Origin of the sequence: Streptomyces canus 299MFChir4.1 (assembly GCF_000383615.1) — a bacterium.
Taxonomy (GTDB): domain Bacteria; phylum Actinomycetota; class Actinomycetes; order Streptomycetales; family Streptomycetaceae; genus Streptomyces; species Streptomyces canus_C.
In genome coordinates this window covers 257,327-282,876 of the sequence record NZ_KB911587.1, presented here as the reverse complement: position 1 = coordinate 282,876, position 25,550 = coordinate 257,327, and the positions used below count along the sequence as shown (strand labels likewise).

Below are 25,550 nucleotides of genomic sequence, written 5' to 3'. Positions count from 1 at the left end.
CGCAACCGATCGCGGGCCCGACGCCCGGCCACGCACCACCTCAAGAGGGCTCTGAACAGGCACTTTTCCTCCGCGCTCCCCCGTTTGCCTCGTCCGGCGCCGTTCGGCCGTCGGGGTACGGGCCCTCCGGCGTCAGGCGACCTGCCCCTCGAACGCCCGGTACGCCTTCTCGTCGAACAGCACGAACCGGACCTCCTCGACCGCGGTCTCCGTCTCCCGTACGGTCTCCACCGCGATCCGGGCGGCGTCGTCCATCGGCCAGCCGTAGATGCCGGCGGACACGGCCGGGAAGGCGACGGTCCGGGCACCCAGTTCGTCGGCGACGCGCAGGGACTCGCGGTAGCAGGAGGCCAGCAGCTCCGAGCGGTCCTCCTCATGGCTGTAGCGGGGGCCGACGGTGTGGATCACCCAGCGCGCGTCCAGGTCGCCCGCCGTGGTGGCCACCGCCTTTCCGGTCGGCAGGCCCTTGCCGTAGTGCGAGGCACGCAACTTACGGCAGTCGGCGAGGATCGCGGGGCCACCGCGGCGGTGGATGGCCCCGTCGACTCCTCCTCCGCCGAGCAGGGAGGAGTTGGCGGCGTTGACGATCGCGTCGGCGCTCTCTCGGGTGATGTCGCCCTGGACGAGCCTGATGGTGGTCATGACCGCCACTCTTCCAGCCCGCCCAGCCGGGGGCAGCCCGGTATCGATCTCCCTCAGGTCTGCTGTCGCAGCCTGCGCCATACGGCCTTCGCGGCGTTGTGTCCCGACATGCCGTGCACGCCCGGTCCCGGTGGGGTCGCCGACGAGCAGATGAAGACGGCCGGGTGGGGGGTGCCGTACGGGGACAGGGAGAGCTTGGGACGCAGCAGGGTCTGGAGCCCGGTGACCGCGCCGGAGCCGATGTCGCCGCCGACGTAGTTGGCGTTGCGCGCGGCGAGTTCGGGCGGGCCCGCGGTGGCACGGGCGAGGACACGGTCACGGAACCCCGGGGCGAAGCGCTCCAGTTGGCGCTCCATGGCGTCGGTGAGGTCGCCGGTCCAGCCGCTGGGCACATGGCCGTAGACCCAGAACACGTGCTTCCCGGCGGGGGCCCGGCTCGGGTCGACGACACTGGGCTGCACAGTGATCATGAACGGTCTGTCGGGCGCACGGCCCTCCCGGGAAGCGGCTCGCAGCGCGGTACCGATCTCCGCGCTGTCGGCGCCGATCTGCACGGTGCCCGCGCCGCGCGCCTCCTTCGCGGTCCACGGCACCGGGCCGTCGAGGGCGTAGTCGACCTTGAAGACGCCCGGGCCGTAGCGGTAGCCCTCGTAGTAGGTGCCGAAGCCGGCGATGCGGGCCAGGGCGGTCGGCGAGGTGTCGAAGACGTACGCGCGGGCCGGCGGCAGATCGTCGAGCCGCTTGACCTCGTAGTCGGTGTGGACGCTGCCGCCGAGGTCGTCGAGGTACGCGGCGAGCGCGTCGGAGATCGACTGGGAGCCGCCGCGCGCCACGGGCCAGCCGCGCGCGTGGGCCGCGAGGGCGAAGACCAGACCGATGGCGCCGGTGGCGAAGCCGCTGAGCGGGGCCATGACATGCGCGACGAGTCCGGCGAACAGCGTCTTCGCGCGCTCGTCGCGGAAGCGGCGCATCAGCCAGGTCGAGGGGGGCAGGCCGACCAGACCGAAGCGGGCCAGGGTGACCGGGTCGCGGGGCAGCGCGGTCGCGGGCAGGGACATGAAGTCGCGGGCCAGGGTGTCCCACTTGGGCAGGAACGGCTCGACGAGCCTTCGGTACGTCCCCGCGTCACGCGGCCCGAACGAGGCGGCCGTCTCGGCGACCGACCTCGACAGCACGGCGGCGGTGCCGTCGGTGAAGGGATGCGCCATGGGCAGCTCGGCGTGCAGCCACTCCAGGCCGTAGCGCTCCAGGGGCAGGGCGCGGAACGCCGGGGAGTTGATACCGAGGGGGTGGGCCGCGGAACACGGGTCGTGCCGGAAGCCGGGGAGGGTCAGCTCCTCGGTGCGGGCTCCCCCGCCCACGGTGCCGCGCGCCTCGAAGACGGCCACGGAGAAGCCGCGGCGGGCCAGCTCCACGGCAGCCGTCAGTCCGTTCGGCCCCGCACCCACCACGACCGCATCGAGCATCGACGGCACCTTCGGACCCCTTCGTCAGCCGATGGCCAGAGGATCAGGATATGCCGGGGGACCGACAGTCTCGGGGCGTGGGGGTAAGTCGGGGGAGCGGGGGGGCGGGGATGGGGGTCGGGACGGGGGCGGGTCGGCTTTAGGGACTGGAGCCTGCCCCCGCAGAGTCCTGAGCTGACCGTGCCCGCGACCTCGACCTCGACCTCGTCCTCGACCTCGTCCGACGGTCCCCCGGCTCCGGCTCCGGCTCCGGCTCCGGCCTCGGTTCCGCTCCGCCCCGCTCCGGACATGACTCCGGCCTGCGGCTCAGCCGTCGCGTCAGGCCTCGCCCGCCAGCAGCCCCCTCACCCGCCGGGCCGTCGCCGCGTCGCGGGCCGCGGTGAAGGGGAGGGTGTTGCCGCCCTTGATGCTGAACGGTTCGCCGGTGAGAGTCAGATGGGCGCCGCCCGCCTCCTCGACCAGCAGCAGGCCCGCCGCGTGGTCCCAGGCCGCCTCCCAGGAGAACGCCACGGCGTCCGACTCGCCCCGGGCGACGGCGAGATACTCCAGTCCGGCCGAGCCGCACGGACGCGGTGCGACTCCGTCCGTCCACAGGCCCAGCAGGCCGCGCTTCTGCTCGTCCGTCGTGTAGTCCGGGTGGGAGGTGGCCACTTGGAGGTCGCGGCCCTGGTCGGGGACGCCCGCGCGCAGCCGCTCGCCGTCGAGGAACGCGCCCCGGCCGCGTATCGCCGTGGCCAGTTGGTCCCGGGCCGGTGCGTAGGTCCAGGAGGCGAGCAGGACGCCGCTCCTCGCGAGCGCGACCAGCATGCAGAAGCCGGGGTCGCCGTGCACGAACTGCCGGGTGCCGTCGACGGGGTCGACTATCCAGACGGGGGTGTCGCCCTGCAGCGCCTCGTACGACGCCGGGTTGGCGTGGACCGCCTCCTCGCCGACCACGAGGGAGCCGGGCAGGAGGGGGCCGAGCACCTCGGTGAGGTACTGCTCGGCCAGCCGGTCGGCGTCCGTGACCAGGTCGTGCGGGCCGGCCTTCTGGTCGACCTCGTGCGCGGCGAGCCGCCGGAAGCGCGGCATGACCTCGGCCGCGGCGGCCTTGCGCACCGCCTCTTCCACGTCGCCCGCGTGCCGGTCGAGAAACTCGTCGATGGTTTCCGTGTCTCCGATCATGACTCCATGAGAGCACGACGGTCTGACAATCCCCACCCGCCCGGTAAAGGGCGGGTGCAATCACCGTGAACACCGGCAATGCGGAGACAACGGGCGCTTAAATCAGTACAAATGATGCATATCTGTCACCGTCCCACCGCATACCCCTGCATCCCCCGCGGATTGGCCGCCGCCGACAGCACCCCCGTCTCCGGATCCCGTGCCACCGCGCACAACCGTCCCTCCGACCAGGGCTCCCCCACGGTGACGTCGTGCCCCCGCCGCCGCAGCTCCTCGACCACCCGGGGGTCCGTCCGCGCCTCCACGGTGAGGCTCCCCGGCCGCATACCCCGCGGATAGAACGACCCGGGGAAGCTGTCGTTGTGCCAGTTCGGGGCGTCGATCGCGCCCTGGAGGTCGAGACCGCCGCGGACCGGGGAGCGCAGGGCGACGGCCAGGAAGAAGTGCAGCTGCCACTGGTCCTGCTGGTCCCCGCCAGGGGTGCCGAAGGCCAGGACGGGCACCCCGGCGCGCAGGGCGATCGAGGGCGTGAGGGTGGTGCGGGGGCGGCGGCCGGGCGTGAGGGAGTTCGGCAGGCCCTCCTCCAGCCAGGTCATCTGGAGCCGGGTGCCGAGCGGGAAGCCCAGTTCGGGCACGACGGGGTTGGACTGGAGCCACCCGCCGCTGGGCGTGGCGGCGACCATGTTGCCCCAGCGGTCGACGACGTCGAGGTGGCAGGTGTCGCCCCGGGTGGTGCCGTCGGGACCGGTCTCGGGCTCACCCGGTACGGGGGACGTGGGGTTCTTCGCGACCGTGGGCTCCCCCACCCCCATCGGACTGAACCCGGGCTCGTCGGTGACGACCACGTACGCGTGTGCGCTGAGTCGCGGGGCGCGCCCGCCGGGGCTGCCCGGCCGCAGCTCGTACGAGGCCTTGTCTCCGACGAGTTCACGTCGCCCCGCGTTGTACTCGGCCGACAGCAGCTCGGCGAGCGGCACCTCGGCGGCGTCCCCGTACCAGGCCTCCCGGTCGGCCATGGCCAGCTTGCAGCCCTCGACCAGCAGATGGACGTACTCGGCGGACCCGTACCGCGGCAGCTCGGGCGGCAGAAGCGCGAGCTGCTGGAGGAGGACCGGGCCCTGGCTCCAGGGGCCGGCCTTGCACAGGGTCCAGCCGTTCCAGTCGTACGTCGCCGGAGCCTCGTAGGTCGCGGACCACCCCGCGAGATCGGCGGCCGTGAGCGTGCCGGAGTGCCGCGCGCCGCTGGTGTCCAGGGTGGGCCGTTGCGCCTGCCGCACGAGCGCCTCGGCGATGAACCCGGTACGCCACACCTCGCGTGCCGCCTCGATCTGCGCGACCCGGCCACCCGCCCCCGCCACCTCGTCGATCAGCCGCTTCCAGGTGGCGGCGAGGGCCGGGTTGCGGAACAGCTCGCCCGGCCGCGGGGCCTTCCCGCCCGGCAGATACAGCTCCGCCGACGAGGTCCACTCCGTCTCGAACAGCTCCCGTACGCTCTCGACGGTCGCGCCGACGTTCTCCACGGGCGCGTGCCCGTCCTCGGCGTACCCGATGGCGTACCTGAGGACGTCGACGAGGGACTTCGTGCCGTGGTCACGGAGCAGCAGCATCCAGGCGTCGAAGGCGCCGGGGACCGCGGCGGCGAGGGGTCCGGTGCCGGGGACGAGATCCAGGCCCAGTCCCTTGTAGTGGGCGACGCTCGCCCCGGCCGGCGCGACGCCCTGACCGCACAGCACCCGCACCTGTCCTCCGGCGGGCGCGAGCAGGATCGGCACCTCGCCGGCGGGCCCGTTGAGGTGCGGCTCGACGACGTGCAGCACGAAGGCGCCGGCCACCGCCGCGTCGTACGCGTTGCCGCCGTCCTCCAGCACCGCCATCGCCGACTGCGAGGCCAGCCAGTGGGTGGAGGACACCATGCCGAAGGTGCCCTGGAGGGTCGGCCGGGTGGTGAACGACATCTCTCACCTCATTGGTGGGGCGCGCCTCGGCCGGTCCGAAGCGGTCACGGTCACGGATCCTTTCATTCCCGGGCGCCCGGACCTCAGGAGCCGCGTGCCGTCACCAGCCCCGACTCGTAGGCGAACACGACCAGTTGGGCCCGGTCCCGGGCGCCCAGCTTGGTCATCGCGCGGCTGATGTGGGTCTTGGAGGCCAGGTGCACGGCGGCGAAGACGGACAGCGCGCCGAGGGGGCCCGGGTGGGCGTGCAGGACGTAGGCCGCCCCGCTCACCGTGGCCACGGCCAGCACCACCAGCGGGGCCGTGCGGTGGAACGCGAGCGCGGCCGCGCTCACCACGAGGAACCCGAAGTCGAGGGCGGTCGTGTCCGCGTCGAGAGCCGCCGCGGCCACGACGAGGGCGCCGACCACGACCACGAGGGCCAGGTCGGCGAGCCGTTGGGAGATGGCCGAATCGACCGGGTGCCCGCTCATGCCCACACGCTAGACCGGCGCCCCGACACCGGCGTCAGCCCTGTGGACAACTCCCCCGCTACTCCCCCCGTAGTAGTCCCCGGCCCGGCCCGCGCTCCCGGACGCAGCGCCAACTCCCTTCGGCCGTACGACGACCGCGCCCGAGGCCGGGGGGCAGGCTGCTGTGCATGTCCACACCCTTCCGCTACACGCGACCCCTGCCGCCCAAGTCCGCCACCGGCCCGGTCGCCGAGGTCTACGAGCAGCTGTCCCGGGACTTCGGCATCGACGAACCCGTCACCTTCGTGGTCCTGTCCTCCGCTCCGGAGCTCCTCGCCCCCGCGTGGGCGCTGATGCGCGAGTCGCTGATCGCCGGCCCCGGCAGCCGCACCGGCAAGGAACTGGCGGCGCTCGGGGTCTCACTGGCCAACCGGTGCCCGTTCTGCGTGGACGCGCACACCATGCTGCTGCACGCCACCGGCGACCACGCGCTCGCCGAGCGCGTCGCCCGAGGCGAGCGGCCGGTGAACGAGGAGCACGCGCGCGTGCTGGAGTGGGGCAGGCACACGCGCGTGCCGGGCGGCCTCGGCGCGGCGCCCTACCCGTTCCCGCGCGAGCACGCTCCGGGCTATCTCGGCACCGTGTTCGCCTTCCACTTCATCAACCGGATCGTGTCCGCCCTGCTCACCGAGGACCTGCTGCCGGGCAACGCCCAGCGCTTCAGGGCCGTGCGCAGTCTCGCGGGCCGTACGCTCGCCCGGACCGTACGCCGGCCCGCCCGGCCCGGCGAGGCGCCCGCGTGGGCGGACGGTACGCCCGTCGGAGTCGCGTACGCGGCGCTGCTTCGGGCGGCCATGGCGGGCGCCGGACTCCTCGGCACCGACGACCAGGACCTCGTGGAGGAGGTACTGCTGGACTGGGACGGCTCGCACCCGCCGCTCGACCTGAGCCGCTTTCCGGATCGGCGGGAGCGTCCCGGTGCGCGTCTGGTGCTGCTGGCCGCGCTCGCGCCGTACCGGATCACCGACGAGGACGTGGCGGCCTGGCGGCGGCCGGAGCACACCGACCACACTCTGGTGCACCTCGTGGCCTACGGGGCGTTCCTGGCCGTGGACCGCATCGAGTCGGCCCTCCACCGGCCCATCGCCCGGACATAAGCGGACACATGACGCAACGACGGCGGGGCACAGTGACGGCACAGGTACGGAGCGAGTTCACACTTCCGCCCCACAGGCAGACATGTGAAACTGGCGTCCGTCCGCAGTGCGGACCCCTCCGCACCGTCCGTCCCCCACGAAAAGTGCGCCGTGCGAAATATTTCCCTGCCGCTCGCGCTCACCGCGCGCATCTCGCCCGTCGTCGTACTCGCCGCGGCGGGCTGGGTGCTGACGTCGGGCCCGGCCACGACGCCGGCCGCCCAGAAGGAGTCCTCGTCGGCTCCGCAGTCCGCCGGCGAGTCTCCTTCGGGCGCGTCCACGGCGGCCGCCACGAAGCAGTACGCCGCCGCGCCCGCGCCGTGCGGCAGCATCGGCGCGGCGACGATCAAGTCGCTGGTGCCGGGCGCCAAGACGGCCGGCAAGGAGATTCCCTCGACGGACACGGCACTGCGCCGCACCTGCTCCTGGAACGCGCTCAAGGGGTACGACTACCGCTGGCTGGACGTGTCCTTCGAGATCACGGAGTCCGACCAGGCCGCCGCCAAGTCGTACAAGGACAACGTCGCCGAGAAGAGCGGCGGCGGAAACGTGCCCGGCGTCGGGGACGCCGGGTACTCGGTGGTGAACCTCACCACCGAGAACAAGCAGCAGACCCGTGAGGGCGTGGTCATGATCCAGGCGTCCAACGCGCTGGTGACCGTGACGTACAACGGCAGCGACTTCGAGTCGAAGAAGGCGCCCAGCACGGACGAGATCAACAAGGGCGCCATCAAGGCCGCCAAGGAGGCGGTGGCGGCGCTGGAGAGCGGCCGGAAAGCCTGAGCCGGAAGATCCGGGCCGAGCCCGGCCGCCCTCCACACACGCGAGGCGGCCCCGTCAGGCCGCGATGCCCTCCTGCTCCTTGCCCTTCGGCAGCATCAGCGCGACGTACAGCACCAGTGACGTGGCCAGGCCCACCGCCCAGCCGTAGTCGGCCAACGGCTTGAGGAACGGGATCAGACCGTCGGTCGGGAAGGGCCCGGCCTTCTTTCCGTCCGCGCCCACCCCCGAGTACGAGCCGCCGACCGCGAGCAGACCGCCCACCACGAAGGCGACGATGGCCCGCCAGTTCCAGCCGTTGGCGTACCAGTAGCGGCCACCGGGCGTGTAGAGGTCCGCGAGGTGCAGGACCGTGCGCCGGACGATCCAGTAGTCGGCGATGAGGATGCCCGCGACCGTGCCGAGCAGGCCGCCCACGACTCCGAGCCAGGTGAAGATGTAGAACTCCGGCGTGGAGATCAGCTTCCACGGGAAGATCAGGATGCCGACGACACCGGTGATCAGCGCGCCCGTACGGAAGTTGATGAACTTCGGGGCCAGGTTGGACAGGTCGTACGCCGGCGAGACCACGTTGGCCGCGATGTTCACGGAGATCGTGGCGACCAGCACGACGACCAGCGCGAAGAGCAGCCCGAAGGCGCTGTCCGTCTTGGCGGCCAGCGCGACCGGGTCCCAGATGGCCTCGCCGTAGATGGCCTCGGATCCCGAGGTGACCAGCACGGCGAGGACCGCGAAGAGGGTCATCGTCGTGGGAAGACCGAGGGCCTGCCCCCAGGTCTGCGCCTTCTGGCTGGCGCCGAAGCGGGTGAAGTCCGGGATGTTCAGCGACAGAGTGGCCCAGAAGCCGATCATTCCCATCAGGGACGGGAAGAAGACCGGCCAGAAGTCGGGGCCCCAGCCCAGCTTCGAGGGCTGGTCGAGCAGCGCGCCGAAGCCGTCGGCCTTGACCGCGATCCAGATCAGCAGCACGAGCGCGCCGGCGATCACGAACGGCGCGGCCCAGTTCTCGAAGTGCCGCAGGAAGTCCATGCCGCGGTAGATGATCGCGATCTGGAGCGCCCAGAACAGCAGGAAGCAGAGCCACAGGGGCCAGGGGTTGCCCGCGATCTTGCCCGCGTCCTCCCAGTGACCGCCGGTGAGCTTGGAGCCCAGGGCGAAGATGCCGCTGCCGCCGATCCAGGTCTGGATGCCGAACCAGCCGCAGGCCACGGCGGCCCGGATCAGCGCCGGAATGTTGGCGCCGCGCAGCCCGAAGGAGGCGCGGGCGAGCACCGGGAAGGGGATGCCGTACTTGGGCCCGGCATGCCCGGTGGCCAGCATCGGAAACAGCACGATGATGTTGGCCAGGGCGATGGTGAACACGGCCTGCTTCCAGTCCATGCCGAGCGCGACCAGGCCGGAGGCCAGGGTCCAGCTGGGGATGCAGTGGGCCATGGAGATCCACAGGGCCGCGAAGTTGTACGTCGTCCACTTGCGCTCGGAGACCGGTACGGGACGCAGGTCCTCGTTGGCGAAGGGGCTGTCGGCGGGGAATGCCTCGGGGGCGAGCTCGACGCGGCCGCCGGCGGACTGCGGTATCGGCGACCCCGTGGGGACTGTTTCGGTCATGGGCAGGCCAATCGATCAGGACGGGACGGGATAGGCCGTGCGGGGCCTTGGGCGGGACCGGGACGGGCGGGGAGGCCTTTCCCGGCCCCGCCACCCTTCCCCGGGACGGCGGGGAGGGGGACAAGGAGTGGGGGGTCGGTCGAGCGGCTGTGCGGTCCGGGTCAGGAGTTGAGAGCGGGGATGACCGTGGAGCCGTAGGCGTCGATGGTCGCTTCCTGGGCGTCGTGCATGTCGTAGACGGCGAACTGGTCGACGCCCAGCTCGCGCAGCGCGTTCAGCTTCTCGATGTGCTTCTCGACCGGTCCGATGACGCAGAACCGGTCGACGATCTCGTCGGGCACGAACGCGGTGTCCGGGTTGTCGGCGCGCCCGTGGTGCGAGTAGTCGTACCCCTCACGCGCCTTGATGTAGTCCGTCAGCTCGTCGGGGACGGCGGCCGAGTGCTCGCCGTACTTGGAGACCAGGTCGGCGACATGGTTGCCGACCATCCCGCCGAACCAGCGGCACTGCTCACGCGCGTGGGCGAGCGCCTCGGGCGAGTCGTCCGCGGTGACGTAGGCGGGGGCGGCGACGCAGATCTTGACCTCGGACGGATCGCGCCCCGCGGCGACCGCCGCGTCCTTGACCGCCTTCACCATGTACTCGGTGAGATACAGGTCGGCCAGCTGGAGGATGAACCCGTCGGCCTCCTCACCGGTCATCTTGAGGGCCTTCGGGCCGTACGCCGCCATCCATACGGGGAGTTCGGCGTCCTCCTTGATCCACGGGAACCTGATCACCGTGCCGCCGAGGTCGGCCTCCTGGCCCGAACCGAGCGCCCGGATGACCTTCATCGCCTCGCTGATCCTGGCCAGCGTGTTGGGCGTACGGCCCGCGACGCGCATCGCGGAGTCACCGCGGCCGATGCCGCACACCGTGCGGTTGCCGAACATGTCGTTGAGGGTGGCGAAGGTGGAGGCGGTGACCTCCCAGGTGCGGGTGCCCGGGTTGGTGACCATCGGGCCGACCTTCAACTTCGAGGTGTTCGCGAGGATCTGACTGTAGATCACGAACGGCTCCTGCCAGAGCACGGCGGAGTCGAAGGTCCACCCGTAGGTGAAGCCGTTGCGTTCGGCCCGCTTCATCAGGCTGATGACCTTCGAGGCGGGCGGATCCGTCTGCAGGACGAGTCCGAAGTCCATGGGCGCCACTCCTAGTTGAGGTACTGACAGGTGGAGCGCGGGGTGTACGTGCCGTGCCCGGCGCGTCCGGTGTACTCCCGCTCGGTGATGACGAGTTCGCCCCGCGAGAGGACCGTCTCGACCCGCCCCGTGAGGCGCTTGCCCTCGTAGGCCGAGTAGTCGACGTTCATGTGGTGGGTCTCGGCGGAGACGATCTGCTCGGCGTGCGGGTCGTAGATGACGACGTCCGCGTCGGCGCCCGGGGCGATGGTGCCCTTCTTCGGGTACATGCCGAACATCCGGGCCGGGGTGGCGCAGGCGATCTCGATCCAGCGGCGGCGCGAGATGTGCCCGTCGACGACGGCCTGGTGGAGCAGGTCCATACGGTTCTCGACGCCCGGGAGGCCGTTGGGGATCTTGGAGAAGTCGCCGCGGCCGAGCTCCTTCTGGCCCACGAAGCAGAAGGGGCAGTGGTCGGTGGAGACGACCTGGAGGTCGTTGGTCCTGAGCCCCTGCCAGAGCTTGGCCTGGTGCTCCTTGGGACGAAGCGGCGTGCTGCACACGTACTTCGAGCCCTCGAAGTCCGGTTCCGCGAGGTTGTCCGTCGACAGGAACAGGTACTGCGGGCAGGTCTCGCCGAAGACGTTGAGGCCCTCGTCGCGCGCCCGCGCCAGCTCGGCCACCGCCTCCATGGCGGAGACGTGCACGACGTAGAGGGGCGCGCCGGCGACCTGCGCGAGCTTGATGGCACGGTGGGTGGCCTCGGCCTCAAGCAGCGCCTTGCGGACCTCGCCGTGATAGCGGGGGTCGGTCTCGCCGCGTGCCAGCGCCTGCTCGACCAGGACGTCGATCGCGATGCCGTTCTCGGCGTGCATCATGATCAGGCCGCCGTTCTCGGCGGAGCGCTGCATGGCGCGCAGGATCTGGCCGTCGTCGGAGTAGAAGACGCCGGGATAGGCCATGAACTGCTTGAAGGAGGTGACGCCTTCCTCGACGAGGTGGTCCATCTCCTTGAGCGTCCCCTCGTTCACATCGGAGACGATCATGTGGAAGCCGTAGTCGATGGCGCAGTTGCCCTCGGCCTTGGCATGCCAGGCGTCCAGGCCCTCGCGCAGGGAGTGGCCCACGCTCTGCACCGCGAAGTCGACGATGGTCGTCGTACCGCCCCAGGCGGCAGCCCGGGTGCCGGTCTCGAAGGTGTCGGAGGCGAAGGTGCCGCCGAAGGGCAGCTCCATGTGGGTGTGGACGTCGACGCCACCGGGGATCACGTACTTCCCGGTGGCGTCGATCGTGCGGTCCGCGGTCCAGTTCTGGGTACCGGGCACGGCGAGGGCGGCGATGCGGCCGTCCTCGATCAGCACGTCGGCGTGGATCTCGTCGGACGCGGTGATGACGAGGCCACCGCTGATGACGGTACGGCTGCTCATGTTCCCTCTCCTGCCAGGGTGGACGTTTCGGTCAGGGTGCGGTCAGCGGGGGGTACGCGTCCGGACGGCGGTCCCGGTAGAACTGCCAGCGGTCGCGGACCTCCCTCAGCTTGGCCATGTCCAGGTCGCGGACGACGAGTTCGGTCTCCTTGTCCGAGGCGACCTCGCCGACGAACTGGGCCTCCGGGTCGACGAAGTACGTCGTCCCGTAGAAGTCGTTGTCGCCCAACTCCTCCACACCCACCCGGTTGATCGCGCCGACGAAGTACTCGTTGGCGACGGCCGCCGCGGGCTGCTCCAGCTGCCACAGGTACGCGGACAGACCGCGCGAGGTGGCCGACGGGTTGAAGACGATCTCGGCACCGGCCAGGCCCAGCGCCCGCCAGCCCTCCGGGAAGTGGCGGTCGTAGCAGATGTACACGCCGATCCTCCCGACCTTGGTGTCGAAGATCGGCCACCCCAGATTGCCGGGACGGAAGTAGAACTTCTCCCAGAATCCGGGCACTTGGGGGATGTGGTGCTTGCGGTACTTGCCGAGGTACGAACCGTCCGCGTCGATCACCGCGGCGGTGTTGTAGAGGACGCCGGGCTGCTCCTCCTCGTACATCGGCAGGACGAGGACGATCCCCAGCTCCTTGGTCAGCGCCTGGAACCGCTTGACGATCGGGCCGTCCGGGATCTGCTCGGCGTACTCGTAGAACGCCTTGTCCTGGACCTGGCAGAAGTACGGCCCGTAGAACAACTCCTGGAAGCACAGGACCTGAGCACCCTGCGCGGCCGCGTCCCGGGCCGCCTGCTCGTGTACCTGGATCATCGACTCTTTGTCGCCCGTCCACGCGGTCTGGAAGAGGGCGGCACGAATCACTCTGCTCATCGGGACCTCCGGTCGCTCGGTGTGCGAGAAGACTAGGAAGTCCGAAAACTTGCTTTGAGTTGCACGGTGTCACGTCTGCGGGCGTGCGGCGTGCCACGGTGTCACTCTTTCGTGTGCCCATGTTTCACCGCCGTTTTCCCAGGTCGTGGCTTGTTTCAGGCCTGTTGCGCATCGTGTGCGAGGAGTGCGATGTGCACCGAGGCGGCCTGCTCGAAATCGTCCAGGTCGACGCCCAGCCGGCCCTGTATCGCCTCCAGCCGGCGGTAGAGCGCGGGCCGGGAGACGTGGTGCAGCTGGGCGGTGCGTGACTTGTTGCGGCCGGTGGCGAGATAGGTGCGCAGCACCGCCAGCAGATCGTCTCCCGCCGCGCACAGCAGCCCGTCCAACTCGCGCTCGGCGAAGGACTGCACGTGCGGGTCGTCGCGCAACAGCCTTATCAGTCCGCGCAGATGGACGTCCTTGAGGCGGACGACGGCGGGAAGGTCGAGTGCCCCCGAGGCGACCGCGTCCGCGACATGCCGGGCCTCACGCATGCCGGCGGGGACGTCGTCCCAGGCGGTGCGCGGGTCCGCGGCGGCCACGACCGTCTGGGTCAGCCGCGCCGCGAAGTTGGCGGTGAGCACGGCGGCGTCCTGGTCCCGGGCCAGACTCAGCAGCACGGCGGTGGCCCCGTCGGCGAGTTCGGCGACGATTCCGGGCAACCCCAACAGCCGTAGCACCCGGTCGAGTTCGGCCGGATCGCCGTCCCGCACGACGAGCGGGACGAAGGTGCGCCGGTTGACGGGCAGCCCGGCCGCCCGGGCGCGGGGCAGCAGCTGCCGCGCCGGTACGACCCCGCTGACCAGGTCGGTGAGCAGGCTCTGCGCGGACTGCTCCTCCCAGGTGTGGGCGGAGGTGCCGCCGAGCATGCGGTGCAGGACGAGGGATTCGGCGGCGCGGTCGGCGAGGAGGCGTCCGGTGGCGGTGTCGCCGCGGTAGCCGCACAGCATGATCTGGCCCCAGCGCTCACCGCGCCCGCCCAGTTCGGCGCGGATCCAGCCGTCGCCCTCGTTGCCTCCCCCAGTGCCTGAACGGCCTGGGAGGTGCCCCCATGCCTGGCGGGCGATGCGTTCCCAGTCGCGCAGCACGTCGTCCACCGCGGACCGCTCCCCCGCCGTGGCGAGGACGCGGTGGGCGAGGTTGGTGACGACGACGGGGCAGCCGCTGTGGTGGGCGATCTCGTCCAGCAGGTGCTGGAGCGGGGCGCCCGCGGTGATGAGTCCGGTGAGGGCGGTGCGGACCGCCTCGGACATGCTGACGGCGGCGAACTTCCGCCGCACCAGCCGGGCCTGGACCTCCTCCGTCAACTCCGCGAAGGGGAAGGGCCGGTGCAGGACGACCATGGGCAGCCCGCACCGCTCGGCGGCCCGGCGCATCACGTCCGGCGGGGCCGGGAAGGCGCGGCCGAGTCCGAGGACCACGGCCGCGGCCTCCGCGCGGTGCAGGGACTGGATGTACTCGGCCTGCTTGCCGTCGTCACCGGCGAGCAGCACACCGGTGGTGAGGACCATCTCGCCGCCGCTGAGCATCACACCGACGTCGGCCGCCTCGGCCACGTGCACCCAGCGCACGGCCCGGTCGAGCTGAGCGGCACCGGCCACCACCTCGGGCTCCCCGGCCAGGACCCGTTCCAGCATGAGGACCTGACGGACCGAGAGGGTCGGCGCCAAGGACTCCAGGGGCTCCGAGGTGGTGCTCATGACGGTGTTCCCTTGCTGTGGACCTACTGGATGGTGCTCCTCAGAGCGTGTTCGAGGATCGTGGCGCCCTCTTCGGCCTCCGCGACGGTCAAGGACAGCGGCGGGGCGATCCGCAGGGCGCTGGTGTTGTGCCCGCCGCCCTTGCCGAGGAGCAGCCCCTCGGCGCGGGCCGCCTCAAGGACGGCGGACGCGGCCTGCGGGTCGGCCTCGTCGGTGCCGGGTTTCACCAGCTCGACGCCGAGCATGAGCCCACGCCCGCGCACCTCCCGTACACCCGGGAGCTGTGCCGCGGCGGCCCGCAGCCGCTCGATCAGCAGTCCGCCGACGCGCCGGGCGTTGCCCTGGAGGTCGTGTTCCAGGAGGTACGTCAGGTTCGCGAGGCCGGCCGCCATGGTGATCTGGGTGCCGCCGAAGGTCGAGATGCTGTTGGAGTCGAGGCAGTTCATGATCTCGGCACGGGCGACGACCCCGCCGATGGACATGCCGTTGCCGATGCCCTTGGCGAAGGTGAGGATGTCCGGTGGGCCGTTGCGGTCATGGGCCTGCCAGCCCCAGAAGTGGTCGCCGGTGCGGCCCCAGCCGGTCTGCACCTCGTCGGCGATCCAGAGGATGCCGTGCTCGTCGAGCACTTCGCGGAAGGCGGCGTAGAGGCCGTCGGGCGGGGAGGTGAAACCGCCGACGCCCTGGATCGGCTCGGCGATCAGGGCGGCGGGCGGCCGGGTGTGGCCGAGGAGGTCCCGGAGGTCGTCGACGCAGGCCGCGATGAAGTCGTCGTCGCCGAGGGAGGCGTAGGGGCCGCGGGTCCGCATGCCTCCGTGGACGTACAGCGTCTGGAGCGGGGACAGCGAGGTGGGCGACCAGCCGCGGTTGCCGGTGATGCCGACCGCGCTGAAGGAGCGGCCGTGGTAGCTGTTGCGCATCGCCAGGATCGTGTTGCTGCGCCGGTAGGTGGTGGCGAGCAGCAGGGCGGTGTCGTTGGCCTCGGTGCCGGAGGTCGTGAAGAAGACCCGGGCGTCCGGGATGCCGGACAACTGGGCGATGCGCTCGGCGAGTTCGACCATCGGCCGGTTCAGGTACAGGGTCGACGAGTGGATGATCCGCCCGGCCTGGTCGCTCACCGCCTTGGTGATCTCGGGCAGGGCGTGCGCGGTCATCGTCGTCAGGATGCCGCCGAAGAAGTCGAGGTACCTGTTGCCCTCGGCGTCCCACACGTACCGGCCCTCGCCGTGGGTGATCTCCAGCGGGTCCTCGTAGTAGAGGGCGAGCCAGTCGGGCAGGACGGCCCGGTGGCGTCCCAGCAGGTCCTTGGTCACGGCTGCACCAGCCCTTCGTAGGCGTCGGGGCGGCGGTCGCGGTAGAAGGCCCACTGCTGCCGCACTTCCTCGATGAGGTCGAAGTCCAGGTCGCGGACGACCAGTTCCTCCTCCTTGTCGCTCGCCGTCTCCCCCACGAACTGGCCGCGCGGGTCGACGAAGTACGACGTCCCGTAGAAGTCGTTGTCGCCGTACTCCTCGACACCGACCCGGTTGATGGCGGCGACGAAGTACTCGTTGGCGACGGCCGCCGCGGGCTGCTCCAGGCGCCACAGATGGGAGGAGAGCCCCCGGTGCGTGGCGGACGGGTTGTAGACGATCTGGGCGCCGTTCAGGCCCAGTTGCCGCCAGCCCTCCGGGAAGTGCCGGTCGTAGCAGATGTACACGCCGACCTTGCCGACGGCCGTGTCGAAGACCGGCCAGCCGAGGTTGCCGGGCTTGAAGTAGTACTTCTCCCAGAAGCCCTTGACCTGCGGGATGTGGTGCTTGCGGTACTTGCCGAGGACGCTGCCGTCGGCGTCGATCACGACCGCGGTGTTGTAGTAGAAGCCGGACTGCTCGACCTCGAACACCGGCACGACGATCACCATGCCGGTCTCGCGGGCGAGGTCCCGCATACGACTCGTGGTGGGGCCGTCCGGCACCGGCTCGGCCCAGCGGTAGTGCTCGGGTTCCTGGACCTGGCAGAAGTAGGGGGCGTTGAACACTTCCTGGAACCCGATGATCTTCGCGCCCTGTCGGGCCGCCTCGCGGGCGTGCTCCTCGTGTTTCGCCACCATGGACTCGGTGTCGCCGGTCCAGGTGGCCTGGACCAGAGCGGCGCGTACGACGTTGGCCATGAGCTGCTCCTTCGGCGGGACGTCAGAGCCTCTACGCCCGTAGAAGGGGCCGTAGAGGGACGAACGTAAGCCTCCTGGAGAGGCTTGCCAAGACCATCGTCGTTAACCCGCGAAGTCGATCACGTTTCACACTCCAGTGGAGGAGTGATGTGCCCGGTCAGCGGGGTTGTGAGGGACCTGTCAGGCGGAGAATCCGGCCACCCGCAGGGCGTGCACCAGATCCCAGTGCCGCTCGTCCGAGACGCCTCGCGCGGCCGCCAGGAGGAGCGGCACGAGGGTCCCCGGGCCGGGTTCGGCGCTGCGGGCGGCCTCCTCGGGGGCGCGGACGCGGACGTAGGCGTCGAGGAGCGCGGTGACCTCGCGGCGGCGGCCCTCGGCGACCAGCCCGAGCACCGCCGTGCCGATCTCGCCGGCGGGCCGGGCGACGCCCTGTCTGAGGATCTGTTCCCCGTCCGCGCCGCGCCCTGCCGCGACCAGCGCGTCGGCGGCGGCCACCAGCCGGTCGGCGGGCAGCGACGCGGCCTCCCACAGCAGGGAGGCCCAGTCGGCGCCGAGCCCGGCGTGCTGAAGCTCCGCGGCGAGCAGCGGGAAACGGACGGCGGGCCAGTGGGCGAGCTCGACGAGCACGCCGTGCGCCTCGCCGGTACGCCCCTCCGAGCGCAGCCGCACCAGCGTCGCGACCGTATCGGCGGTCTCCCGCCGCGCCACCGCGTCCAACGGCTCGGCCCCCTGCCCCGGACCCGCCGCCGACACCTCCGCGGCCCCGGCGAAACGGGCCCCGCGCGGGGTCCGCCCCTTCGCCGCAGGCGCGGTGGGCAGCTCGGGCACGGCCGCCGGGGGTACGACGACGGGTGCACCGTCCTCCTCGACCGCACCGGCGAACCGGGCACCGCCACGGCGGCGCTTGCGCTTTGCCTCCGGCGGTGGGGCGGTGGGGGTGGGTTGCTGCGGGGGGTCGATGTCTGGTGGGGGTGTGCGGTCGGGGGCCTGCTGGTACGGGGCGTGGGCCGTGGGGGAGGCGTCGGCCTGGCGGTGCTGGTGCGGGGCGTGTCCGGGGTGGGCGGCTTCTGCGGGGCCAGGACGCTGGGGTGCGTGGTCGGGGGTGGTGTCCGCATCGACCGGGGCCACTGGGTGCGGGCGGTAACCCGGACGGGCCGTTCCAGCGACACCGGGGCGCCGAGACACGTCTCCGGAAGCGTCCCCCCAGGCGGAGGGCTGCGGAGCGGGGGCCGAGCGGACCGTTTCCGCGGCCCCGGAGCGCCCTGCCACGTCTCCGGAAGCGTCCGCCCAGACGGAAGGCTGCGGGACAGGCGCCGAGCGGACGGCTTCCGCGGCATCGGCGCGATGTGGCGCAGCTCCGGAGGAGTCCGCCCGGCCGGGCCCGGATGCGTGTCCCGAGCGGGCGGCCTCGGTGGGGCCGGCCCACTGCGGGGCGTGTCCGGTGTGGGGCGCTTCGGCATCAGTCGCCGGCGCGGCATCGCGCTGCTGCGGGATGTTCGGGAACTCAGTGCTTCCGGGGCCGGCCTCGCGACCGGCGCCCCCTCCTGCATGTCCGCCGCCCCCGGCGTCCCCCCAACCGCGGTCGCCCCGGACCCCGTCCCCGCGCGCTTCCCGGAACACCCCGCCGTCCGCGACCTGTCCCCGCCTGATCGCCCGGGCCCGGTTGTCCAAGGTGCGGTGGTCCAACTCGGCCATCCGGGACTGGAGTTCGGCGCAACGGCGTACCGCGCGTTCATGGTCGTCGCGGGCCCAGGCGAGGTCCAGGCGGATGGCGTCGGCCTCCTCCTGGGTGGTGGCGCCGGCGAGGCGGCGCCCCAGCTCGGCCTGGCGTTCCGCGGCGTAGCGCTGTTCGCGGAGCATCACGTCGAAGCGGTCACCCAGGGCGTCCCGGCCGCCGGGGCGGGCGTCGTGGGCGGCCTGCGCGGCGGCGTGCAGGGGGCGGGCCCGGTCCGCCTCGGCGTGGGCCACCTCCGGGCCGTACGCCGCTGCGAGGTCCTGCAGAAGCGACTCGACCACGTCCCACGGCGGCACTTCGCGGCCGTCGAGGCAGGCCTGCATACCGTCCGGGTCGCGCTGCCAGAACACCGCGCACCAACCGGCGCCCTGATCCAGGCGCGCGAGCACACCGTCCAGGTAGGCCACGAACTCCCGCATCCGACCCGGGAGTTGATCCACTGCCATCGCTCAACTCCCGTTAGACCGGAGCACTCCGGTCCGTAAGGCAACACCAGCAGTGTTACGAACGGGCTACGGACAGTTTTCAAAGGCGCAGCAGGAGCCTCATGGCGCGCACACCGCCGCTGAGCGAACTCGCGTCACACGCCCGCCAACTCGCACAGCCCGGCCAGCTCGTCCATGGACAGCCCGAGCGCCCGGGCGAGCGCGGCCACCGTGAAGAACGCCGGGGTAGGAGCCCGTCCGGTCTCGATCTTCCGGAGGGTCTCCGGAGAGATCCCGGCACTCGCCGCGACCTCCGCCATGCTGCGGCCGCCGCGGGCCTCGCGCAGCAGCCGGCCGAGCCGCTCGCCGCGTTCGTGTTCTTCGGGAGTGAGAGGGGTGCGCACCATGCCCCCCATTCTAATACCGGTATAGTAATTGGCATGGTGGAGCTGAAGACGGACACATCGATGGATGCCATGTACGAGGCGGGACAGGTGGTCGGGCGCGCCCTGACCGCCGTACAAGAGGCCGCTGACGTGGGTGTTTCCCTGCTGGAGCTGGACGAGGTGGCGCGTGGGGTGCTGCGGGAGGCCGGGGCGTCCTCGCCCTTCCTCGGCTATCGCCCCTCGTTCGCCTCCACGCCCTTCCCCGCCGTCATCTGCGCCTCCGTGAACGACGCGATCGTGCACGGCATCCCGGACGGCTACCGGCTGCGCGACGGCGACCTCGTCTCGATCGACTGCGGTGCCCAACTCGGCGGCTGGGCGGGTGACTCGGCGATCAGTTTCACGGTCGGCGGGCCGCGCGCCGCCGACGTACGGCTGATCGAGACCGCGGAGCGGGCGCTGGCGGCCGGGATCGCCGCGGCGGTCGTGGGCAACCGCATCGGCGACATCGCGCACGCGATCGGCACGGTGTGCCGGGACGGCGGGTACGGCATCATGGACGACTTCGGCGGCCACGGCATCGGCCGCCGTATGCACGAGGACCCGCCGGTGCCGAACGAGGGGCGCCCGGGGCGGGGGCTCGCGCTGCGGCACGGCATGGTGCTCGCGATCGAGCCGATGCTCATCGCCGGCGGCACGGACGAGTACCACACGGCGCCGGACGGCTGGACGCTGAAGACGAACGACGGCTCGCGGGCGGCCCACACCGAGCACACCGTGGCCGTCACCGACGCGGGACCACGCGTCCTGACGGCACGCTGAGCGGCCCTCGGCGAGGGGCTCGGTGAACGGCGTTTCCGGCCGACCGTCGAATGTGCCCCACTCCCCCATCCGTGCGAAGGTGTAACCGGCTGACACCCGGGTTACCCGGCCCCGGCACGTCGATCAGCGAGGTTGTCCCCGGCCCGCGTGGGGATGCCGGATGGGAACGCCCATGACCAGCGGATTCAGCGGATCGGAAGGCTATGACGCCTTCGGAGAGTTCCTCGCCCGTTTCTTCGGCGGGCCGCGTCCAGGCCCCCGCCAGATCAACATCGGCCAGCTGCTGAGCCAGCCGGCCAGAGAGCTGGTGCGGGGCGCCGCGCAGTACGCGGCCGAGCACGGGAGCCGGGATCTGGACACCCAGCACCTGCTGCGGGCCGCGCTCGCGGCCGAGCCGACCCGGACGCTGCTGAGCCGGGCCGGGGCCGATCCCGACTCGCTCGCCTCGGAGATCGACGAACGCTCCGGCCCCGTCCAGCACCAGCCGGAGGAGGCACCTCCCCCCACGTCGCTGTCCCTCACCCCGGCCGCCAAGCGCGCGCTGCTCGACGCGCACGAGCTGGCCCGGGCCCGGGGCGCCGGTTACATCGGCCCGGAGCACGTGCTCAGCGCCCTGGCCGCGAACCCCGACTCGGCCGCCGGGCACATCCTCAACTCGGCCCGGTTCGCCCCCACCGGTCTGCCTCCCGAGACGGCCCCGGACGGCGGGCAGCCCAGCGGTGAGGCACCGCGCGGCACAGGGACGCCGACCCTGGACAAGTACGGCCGCGATCTCACCGACCTGGCCCGCCAGGGCCGTATCGACCCGGTGATCGGCCGGGACGGGGAGATCGAGCAGACCATCGAGGTGCTGTCCCGGCGCGGCAAGAACAACCCGGTGCTCATCGGAGACGCGGGCGTCGGCAAGACCGCCATCGTGGAGGGCCTGGCCCAGCGGATCGTCGACGGGGACGTGCCCGACGTGCTCATCGGCCGTCGGGTCTTCGCCCTCGACCTGACCGGGGTGGTCGCGGGCACCCGCTACCGGGGCGACTTCGAGGAGCGACTGACGAACATCGTGGGCGAGATCCGCGACAACTCCGACCGGCTGATCGTCTTCATCGACGAGCTGCACACGGTCGTCGGCGCGGGCGGCGGCGGTGAGGGCGGCTCCCTGGACGCCGGCAACATCCTCAAGCCCGCCCTGGCCCGCGGCGAACTGCACATCGTGGGCGCGACCACCCTGGAGGAGTTCCGCAGGATCGAGAAGGACGCGGCCCTGGCCCGCCGCTTCCAGCCGATCCTGGTCCCGGAGCCCACCCCGGCGGACGCCATCGAGATCCTGCGCGGGCTGCGCGACCGCTACGAGGCCCACCACCAGGTCCGTTACACCGACGAGGCGCTGGTGGCCGCCGTGGAGCTGTCCGACCGCTATCTCCCCGACCGCCGTCTGCCGGACAAGGCGATCGACCTCATCGACCAGGCGGGGGCACGGGTACGCCTTCGCGCGCGGACCAAGGGCACGGACGTACGGGCCCTGGAACGCGAGGTCGAGCAGCTGACCCTGGACAAGGACCAGGCGGTCACCGCCGAGCAGTACGAGCAGGCCACACAACTGCGGGACCGCATCGCCGAGTTGAAGCAGCGGATCGGCGAGGCCACCGGGCACGACGAGGCCGACGAGGGCCAGCACCTGGAGGTCACCGTGGAAGCCATCGCCGAGGTGGTGTCCCGGCTGACCGGCATCCCGGTCAGCAGTCTCACCGAGGAGGAGAAGGACCGGCTGCTCGGCCTGGAGCAGCACCTGCACGAGCGGGTGGTCGGCCAGGACGAGGCCGTACGGGTCGTCTCGGACGCCGTCCTGCGCTCCCGGGCCGGCCTCGCGAGCCCGGACCGGCCGATCGGCAGCTTCCTCTTCCTCGGCCCGACCGGCGTCGGCAAGACCGAACTGGCCCGCGCCCTCGCCGAGGCCCTGTTCGGCAGCGAGGAGCGCATGGTCCGCCTGGACATGAGCGAGTACCAGGAGCGGCACACCGTCAGCCGCCTGGTCGGCGCCCCGCCCGGGTACGTCGGCCATGAGGAGGCGGGCCAGTTGACCGAGGTGGTCCGCAGGCACCCGTACTCGCTGCTCCTCCTGGACGAGGTGGAGAAGGCTCACCCGGACGTCTTCAACATCCTCCTCCAGGTCCTCGACGACGGACGGCTCACCGACTCCCAGGGCCGCACGGTCGACTTCACCAACACGGTGATCGTGATGACGAGCAACCTCGGCTCGGAGGCGATCACGCGCAGGGGCGCGGGCATCGGTTTCGGGCCCGGCGGCGCCGACTCGGACGAAGAGGCCCGACGGGAACGGATCCTGCGTCCCCTGCGCGAGCACTTCCGTCCGGAGTTCCTGAACCGCATCGACGAGATCGTGGTCTTCCGCCAGCTGACGGGAGAGCAACTGCGTGAGATCACCAAGCTGTTGCTGGAACGCACCCGCCGCCTGCTCCACGCCCAGGGCGTCACGGTCGACTTCACCGACGCGGCGGTCGACTGGCTGGCCGAACGCGGCTACCAGCCGGAGTACGGCGCCCGCCCATTGCGCCGCACCATCCAACGGGAGGTGGACAACCAGCTGTCCCGCCTCCTGCTGGACGGCACGATCACCGGGGGCGACACGGTGACGGTGGACACGGAGGCAGGCAGTCTGACGTTCACGCGGTCTCCTCAGGGGCGCGGGGCTGTATAGATCTGCGGCTCCGCCGCGGGGCGCGACGAGCCCCCGCGCGCCTGAGGACGACTACGGCGCGGGGTACACCACTTGCGCAGATCCCCCACCCCGACGAACGGTCTCAGCAGCCGCGAGCCACTTCCCACCCGGCAACCGCTGCACACCCGTCGCCGCCCCGATCTCCGGATTCAGCTTGAACGAGTGCCCGATGGCCTCCAGCTGGGACCGTTCCCCACTGCTGTACAACGTCGGCTCCAGCTCGGTCTGCGCAGCATTCCGCTGACTCGCCCGAGGCGCCGCGATCGCGTCCACGAGCGGCAGCCCGCGGTCGACGAACTCGGTCAGCACCTGGAGCACGGTCGTGATGATGGTCGCCCCACCGGGCGAACCCAGCGCGACCACAGGCTGGTTGTGCCGGTCGAGCACGATCGTCGGCGAGATCGAGGACCGCGGCCGTTTGCCGGGCCCCGGCAGGTTCGGGTCGTGGACGGCCGGGTTGGCGGGAGCGAAGGAGAAGTCCGTCAGCTCGTTGTTGAGAATGAACCCACGCCCGGGAACGGTGATCGCACTGCCGCCGGTCTGCTCGATGGTCAGGGTGTAGGAGACGACGTTCCCCCACTTGTCGGCCACCGTCAGATGCGTGGTGTTCTCGCCCTCGTACGTCGTCGGAGCCGCGGTGCCCCGGTCCGTGCAGGCCCCGGGATGCCGCGGGTCTCCCGGTGCCACCGGACTCGTGAGCACCGCGTCGTCCTTGATCAGGCAGGCCCGCGAGTCGGCGAACTTCTGCGACAGCAGCCCCTTCGTCGGTACGTCCTCGAAGGCGGGGTCGCCGACCCAGCGCCCCCGGTCCGCGAAGGCGATCCGGCTGGCCTCGATGTAGTGGTGCAGGTACTGGACCTCACTGGCCTTGGAAAGGTCGGTGTGCTCAAGGATGTTGAGGGCCTCACCGACCGTCGTGCCGCCGGAGGAGGAGGGCGCGATGGAGTAGACGCCGAGCCCTCGGTAGGAGGTCTTGGTCGGCTTCTGGAGCTTGGCCCGGTAGGCGGCGAGGTCCTTCTCCGAGAGGTCCCCGGGACGGGCTTTCCACCCCGAACTCGGGTCCACCGGAGGGTTGTTCACGGTGTCGACGATGTCGTCGCCGAGGTCGCCGTGGTAGATCGCACCGACGCCCTTGCGGCCCAACTGCTGGTAGGTGCGGGCGAGATCGGGGTTCTTGAAGGTGGAGCCGACGACCGGCAGCTGCCCGCCGGGCAGAAACAGCTTCGCGGTGTCCGGGAAGTACCGGAACCGCGTCTCGTTGGACGCGGTCTGCGAGCGGAACGTGTCGTCGACCGTGAACCCGTCCCGGGCGATCCGCTCGGCGGGCTTCAGGACGCTGCCGAGCGGTCTGCTGCCCCACTGGCCCAGCGCCGTGGCCCAGGTGGCGGGCGTGCCGGGGGTACCGATGCTCAGCCCGCTGCTGACGGCGTCGGCGAACGCGAGCGGCTTGCCGTTCTCGAGGAACAGGTCGGTGCCGGCGGTCAGCGGTGCCGTCTCGCGGCCGTCGATCGTGTGGACCGTACGGGACTTGGCGTCGTAGTAGACGAAGTAGCCGCCCCCGCCGATGCCGGAGGAGTACGGCTCGGTGACACCGAGCGCGGCGGCGGTGGCGACGGCCGCGTCGACCGCGTTGCCGCCCTTCCTCAGCACCTCGATGCCGGCGGCGGAGGCGTCCGCGTCGACGCTGGAGACGGCGCCGCCGTAGCCGACGGCGACGGGTACTTTCTCGGGTGTCGAGGTGGCCTGCGGCGGTGCTGCCGCCCCCACCGACACCACGGCGGCCGAAACCGCCAGCACCGACAGTTTCCGTGCGACAGGGCGACGCATCCGTACCTCCAGTCCAGGACCGTCCGCGCAGCGTAACCACATCGCCGTGGCCCCGACACCCCTCTTCGGGCCAGGTGTCATGCGAATGCCACACTTCGAACACCGGTACGTAGGAGTCGTGTCGGCCCGCTAACATGCGCGCCCATGACAGACGACGTGCGCAACATCGTCCTGGGGGTGGTGGCGGCGGGCATCAGCGCCACGCTCGGCTGGCTCGCCCGGACGTACCTGTGGAAGCGGAAACTCCGCCGCAAGCAGGCGTTCTTCGGGCTGCCGGACAACTCCGAGTCACTGCTGGTCGTGAACCGGGACGCGGGCAGCAGCGAACTCGCGGTACACCGCTACGACGTGTTCGCGCTGCTCGAACTCTCCGCCCTCATCAAGGACTGCGGCGCACACGCCGAGGTGATCACCCAGGACGCGGCCCGGCAGGGCTTCGGGGAGCGCACGGAGTTCTGCGTCGGCGGCCCCACGTCGAACCGGCGCATGATGGCGCACATTGCCGCCATGCTGCCGGGGGTGCTGGTGACCGTCGATCCGTCGGAACCCGGCCCGATCCGCATGACGTACCAGATCGGCAGCGAGCGCTACCTCTTGGAGAAGGGGGTGTCCGAGTACGTCCTGCTCGCCCGTCTCACCGCCGGACAGCCCGGCCTGACCAGGCCCGTCTTCCTGTTCTGCGGTCAGACCGCGATCACCAACCAGGCCGCGACCCGCTACCTGGCCCGCAATCACGAGCGGCTGTTCCGCAAGTACGGCGACAACTCCTTCGTCCTCCTGCTGAAGGTGGTCAACTCACAGGCGTACGGCCCCGATGTCGCCGAACTCGTCGCGGACGTGACGCGCGCGGCCCAGACGCCGCTGCCGACGCCCGCGGCTCCACGCAACTCCCACCGCGCCTCCTGAATTGATTCACACCACAACAATCGTTACTCCCACGTAACTTACCGACGGGTTACCTCTGGTAAGACGTCGAGGTTACCGTCGGGTCACTTTGCATTGACAC

Annotated in this window: 19 protein-coding genes and 1 pseudogene; 5 read left to right on the top strand and 15 right to left on the bottom strand. The window is 71.3% G+C overall.

What is annotated here, in order from left to right:
- Window positions 1-132: 132 nt before the first annotated feature.
- The 5 genes and pseudogenes from H293_RS0117150 to H293_RS59190 form a co-directional block, all read right to left on the bottom strand.
- On the bottom strand, window positions 133-642 hold the full coding sequence (locus tag H293_RS0117150; RefSeq protein WP_020119093.1) for an O-acetyl-ADP-ribose deacetylase: 510 nt from the start codon (window positions 640-642) through the stop codon (window positions 133-135).
- Window positions 643-695: 53 nt separating this feature from the next.
- Window positions 696-2,108 carry a phytoene desaturase family protein gene (locus H293_RS0117145; RefSeq protein ID WP_020119092.1) on the bottom strand — a complete coding sequence of 471 codons (1,413 nt, stop codon included), beginning with the start codon at window positions 2,106-2,108 and terminating at the stop codon, window positions 696-698.
- A gap of 318 nt (window positions 2,109-2,426) precedes the next feature.
- Window positions 2,427-3,272, bottom strand: coding sequence for an inositol monophosphatase family protein (locus H293_RS0117140; protein WP_020119091.1), 846 nt, complete (start codon window positions 3,270-3,272; stop codon window positions 2,427-2,429).
- Between the two features lie 125 nt (window positions 3,273-3,397).
- Entirely contained in the window at window positions 3,398-5,227 is a 1,830-nt protein-coding gene (locus H293_RS0117135; protein ID WP_020119090.1) for a gamma-glutamyltransferase family protein, read from the bottom strand.
- 83 nt (window positions 5,228-5,310) lie between these two features.
- Window positions 5,311-5,418: pseudogene (locus H293_RS59190) on the bottom strand (DNA-binding response regulator); the annotation flags it as partial.
- Window positions 5,419-5,867: 449 nt separating this feature from the next.
- Between H293_RS59190 and H293_RS0117125 the strand changes: the two are divergent.
- Both H293_RS0117125 and H293_RS0117120 read left to right on the top strand, forming a co-directional pair.
- On the top strand, window positions 5,868-6,836 hold the full coding sequence (locus H293_RS0117125) for a carboxymuconolactone decarboxylase family protein (protein ID WP_020119088.1): 969 nt from the start codon (window positions 5,868-5,870) through the stop codon (window positions 6,834-6,836).
- A gap of 150 nt (window positions 6,837-6,986) precedes the next feature.
- The gene (locus H293_RS0117120) at window positions 6,987-7,658 is read left to right on the top strand and encodes a hypothetical protein (RefSeq protein ID WP_028807920.1); all 672 of its coding nucleotides are present in this window, start codon (window positions 6,987-6,989) and stop codon (window positions 7,656-7,658) included.
- A 54-nt stretch (window positions 7,659-7,712) separates the two neighbouring features.
- On the opposite strand, the gene H293_RS0117115 is transcribed toward H293_RS0117120, so the two are convergent.
- The 9 genes from H293_RS0117115 to H293_RS0117075 form a co-directional block, all read right to left on the bottom strand.
- Complete coding sequence (locus H293_RS0117115; RefSeq protein ID WP_020119086.1) at window positions 7,713-9,263, bottom strand: NCS1 family nucleobase:cation symporter-1; 1,551 nt, start codon at window positions 9,261-9,263, stop codon at window positions 7,713-7,715.
- 161 nt (window positions 9,264-9,424) lie between these two features.
- Window positions 9,425-10,444, bottom strand: a complete 1,020-nt coding sequence (locus tag H293_RS0117110; protein ID WP_020119085.1) for a TIGR03842 family LLM class F420-dependent oxidoreductase — start codon at window positions 10,442-10,444, stop codon at window positions 9,425-9,427.
- Between the two features lie 11 nt (window positions 10,445-10,455).
- A complete protein-coding gene (hydA, locus tag H293_RS0117105) occupies window positions 10,456-11,850 on the bottom strand; it encodes a dihydropyrimidinase (RefSeq protein ID WP_020119084.1) in 1,395 nt (464 codons plus the stop codon).
- Between the two features lie 31 nt (window positions 11,851-11,881).
- Window positions 11,882-12,724, bottom strand: coding sequence for a nitrilase-related carbon-nitrogen hydrolase (locus H293_RS0117100; protein WP_020119083.1), 843 nt, complete (start codon window positions 12,722-12,724; stop codon window positions 11,882-11,884).
- 155 nt (window positions 12,725-12,879) lie between these two features.
- Window positions 12,880-14,463 (bottom strand): PucR family transcriptional regulator, encoded by a 1,584-nt coding sequence (locus H293_RS0117095; protein WP_020119082.1) that lies wholly within the window; start codon window positions 14,461-14,463, stop codon window positions 12,880-12,882.
- A gap of 23 nt (window positions 14,464-14,486) precedes the next feature.
- Entirely contained in the window at window positions 14,487-15,776 is a 1,290-nt protein-coding gene (locus H293_RS0117090) for an aspartate aminotransferase family protein (protein ID WP_020119081.1), read from the bottom strand.
- A complete protein-coding gene (locus tag H293_RS0117085; RefSeq protein ID WP_020119080.1) occupies window positions 15,773-16,615 on the bottom strand; it encodes a nitrilase-related carbon-nitrogen hydrolase in 843 nt (280 codons plus the stop codon). Before H293_RS0117085 ends, H293_RS0117090 begins: the two co-directional genes overlap by 4 nt.
- 180 nt (window positions 16,616-16,795) lie before the next feature.
- On the bottom strand, window positions 16,796-18,796 hold the full coding sequence (locus H293_RS0117080) for a hypothetical protein (RefSeq protein WP_028807919.1): 2,001 nt from the start codon (window positions 18,794-18,796) through the stop codon (window positions 16,796-16,798).
- Between the two features lie 134 nt (window positions 18,797-18,930).
- On the bottom strand, window positions 18,931-19,182 hold the full coding sequence (locus H293_RS0117075; RefSeq protein ID WP_020119078.1) for a helix-turn-helix domain-containing protein: 252 nt from the start codon (window positions 19,180-19,182) through the stop codon (window positions 18,931-18,933).
- A gap of 33 nt (window positions 19,183-19,215) precedes the next feature.
- Between H293_RS0117075 and map the strand changes: the two genes are divergently transcribed.
- Entirely contained in the window at window positions 19,216-19,983 is a 768-nt protein-coding gene (map, locus tag H293_RS0117070) for a type I methionyl aminopeptidase (protein ID WP_020119077.1), read from the top strand.
- A gap of 172 nt (window positions 19,984-20,155) precedes the next feature.
- Complete coding sequence (locus H293_RS0117065; protein ID WP_020119076.1) at window positions 20,156-22,696, top strand: ATP-dependent Clp protease ATP-binding subunit; 2,541 nt, start codon at window positions 20,156-20,158, stop codon at window positions 22,694-22,696.
- A gap of 51 nt (window positions 22,697-22,747) precedes the next feature.
- Here the strand turns inward: H293_RS0117065 and ggt are convergent, their stop codons facing one another.
- Window positions 22,748-24,544 (bottom strand): gamma-glutamyltransferase, encoded by a 1,797-nt coding sequence (ggt, locus tag H293_RS0117060; RefSeq protein ID WP_028807918.1) that lies wholly within the window; start codon window positions 24,542-24,544, stop codon window positions 22,748-22,750.
- A gap of 144 nt (window positions 24,545-24,688) precedes the next feature.
- Here ggt and H293_RS0117055 point away from each other — a divergent pair, with 144 nt between their 5' ends.
- Window positions 24,689-25,450, top strand: coding sequence for a hypothetical protein (locus H293_RS0117055; protein WP_020119074.1), 762 nt, complete (start codon window positions 24,689-24,691; stop codon window positions 25,448-25,450).
- Window positions 25,451-25,550: the final 100 nt, after the last annotated feature.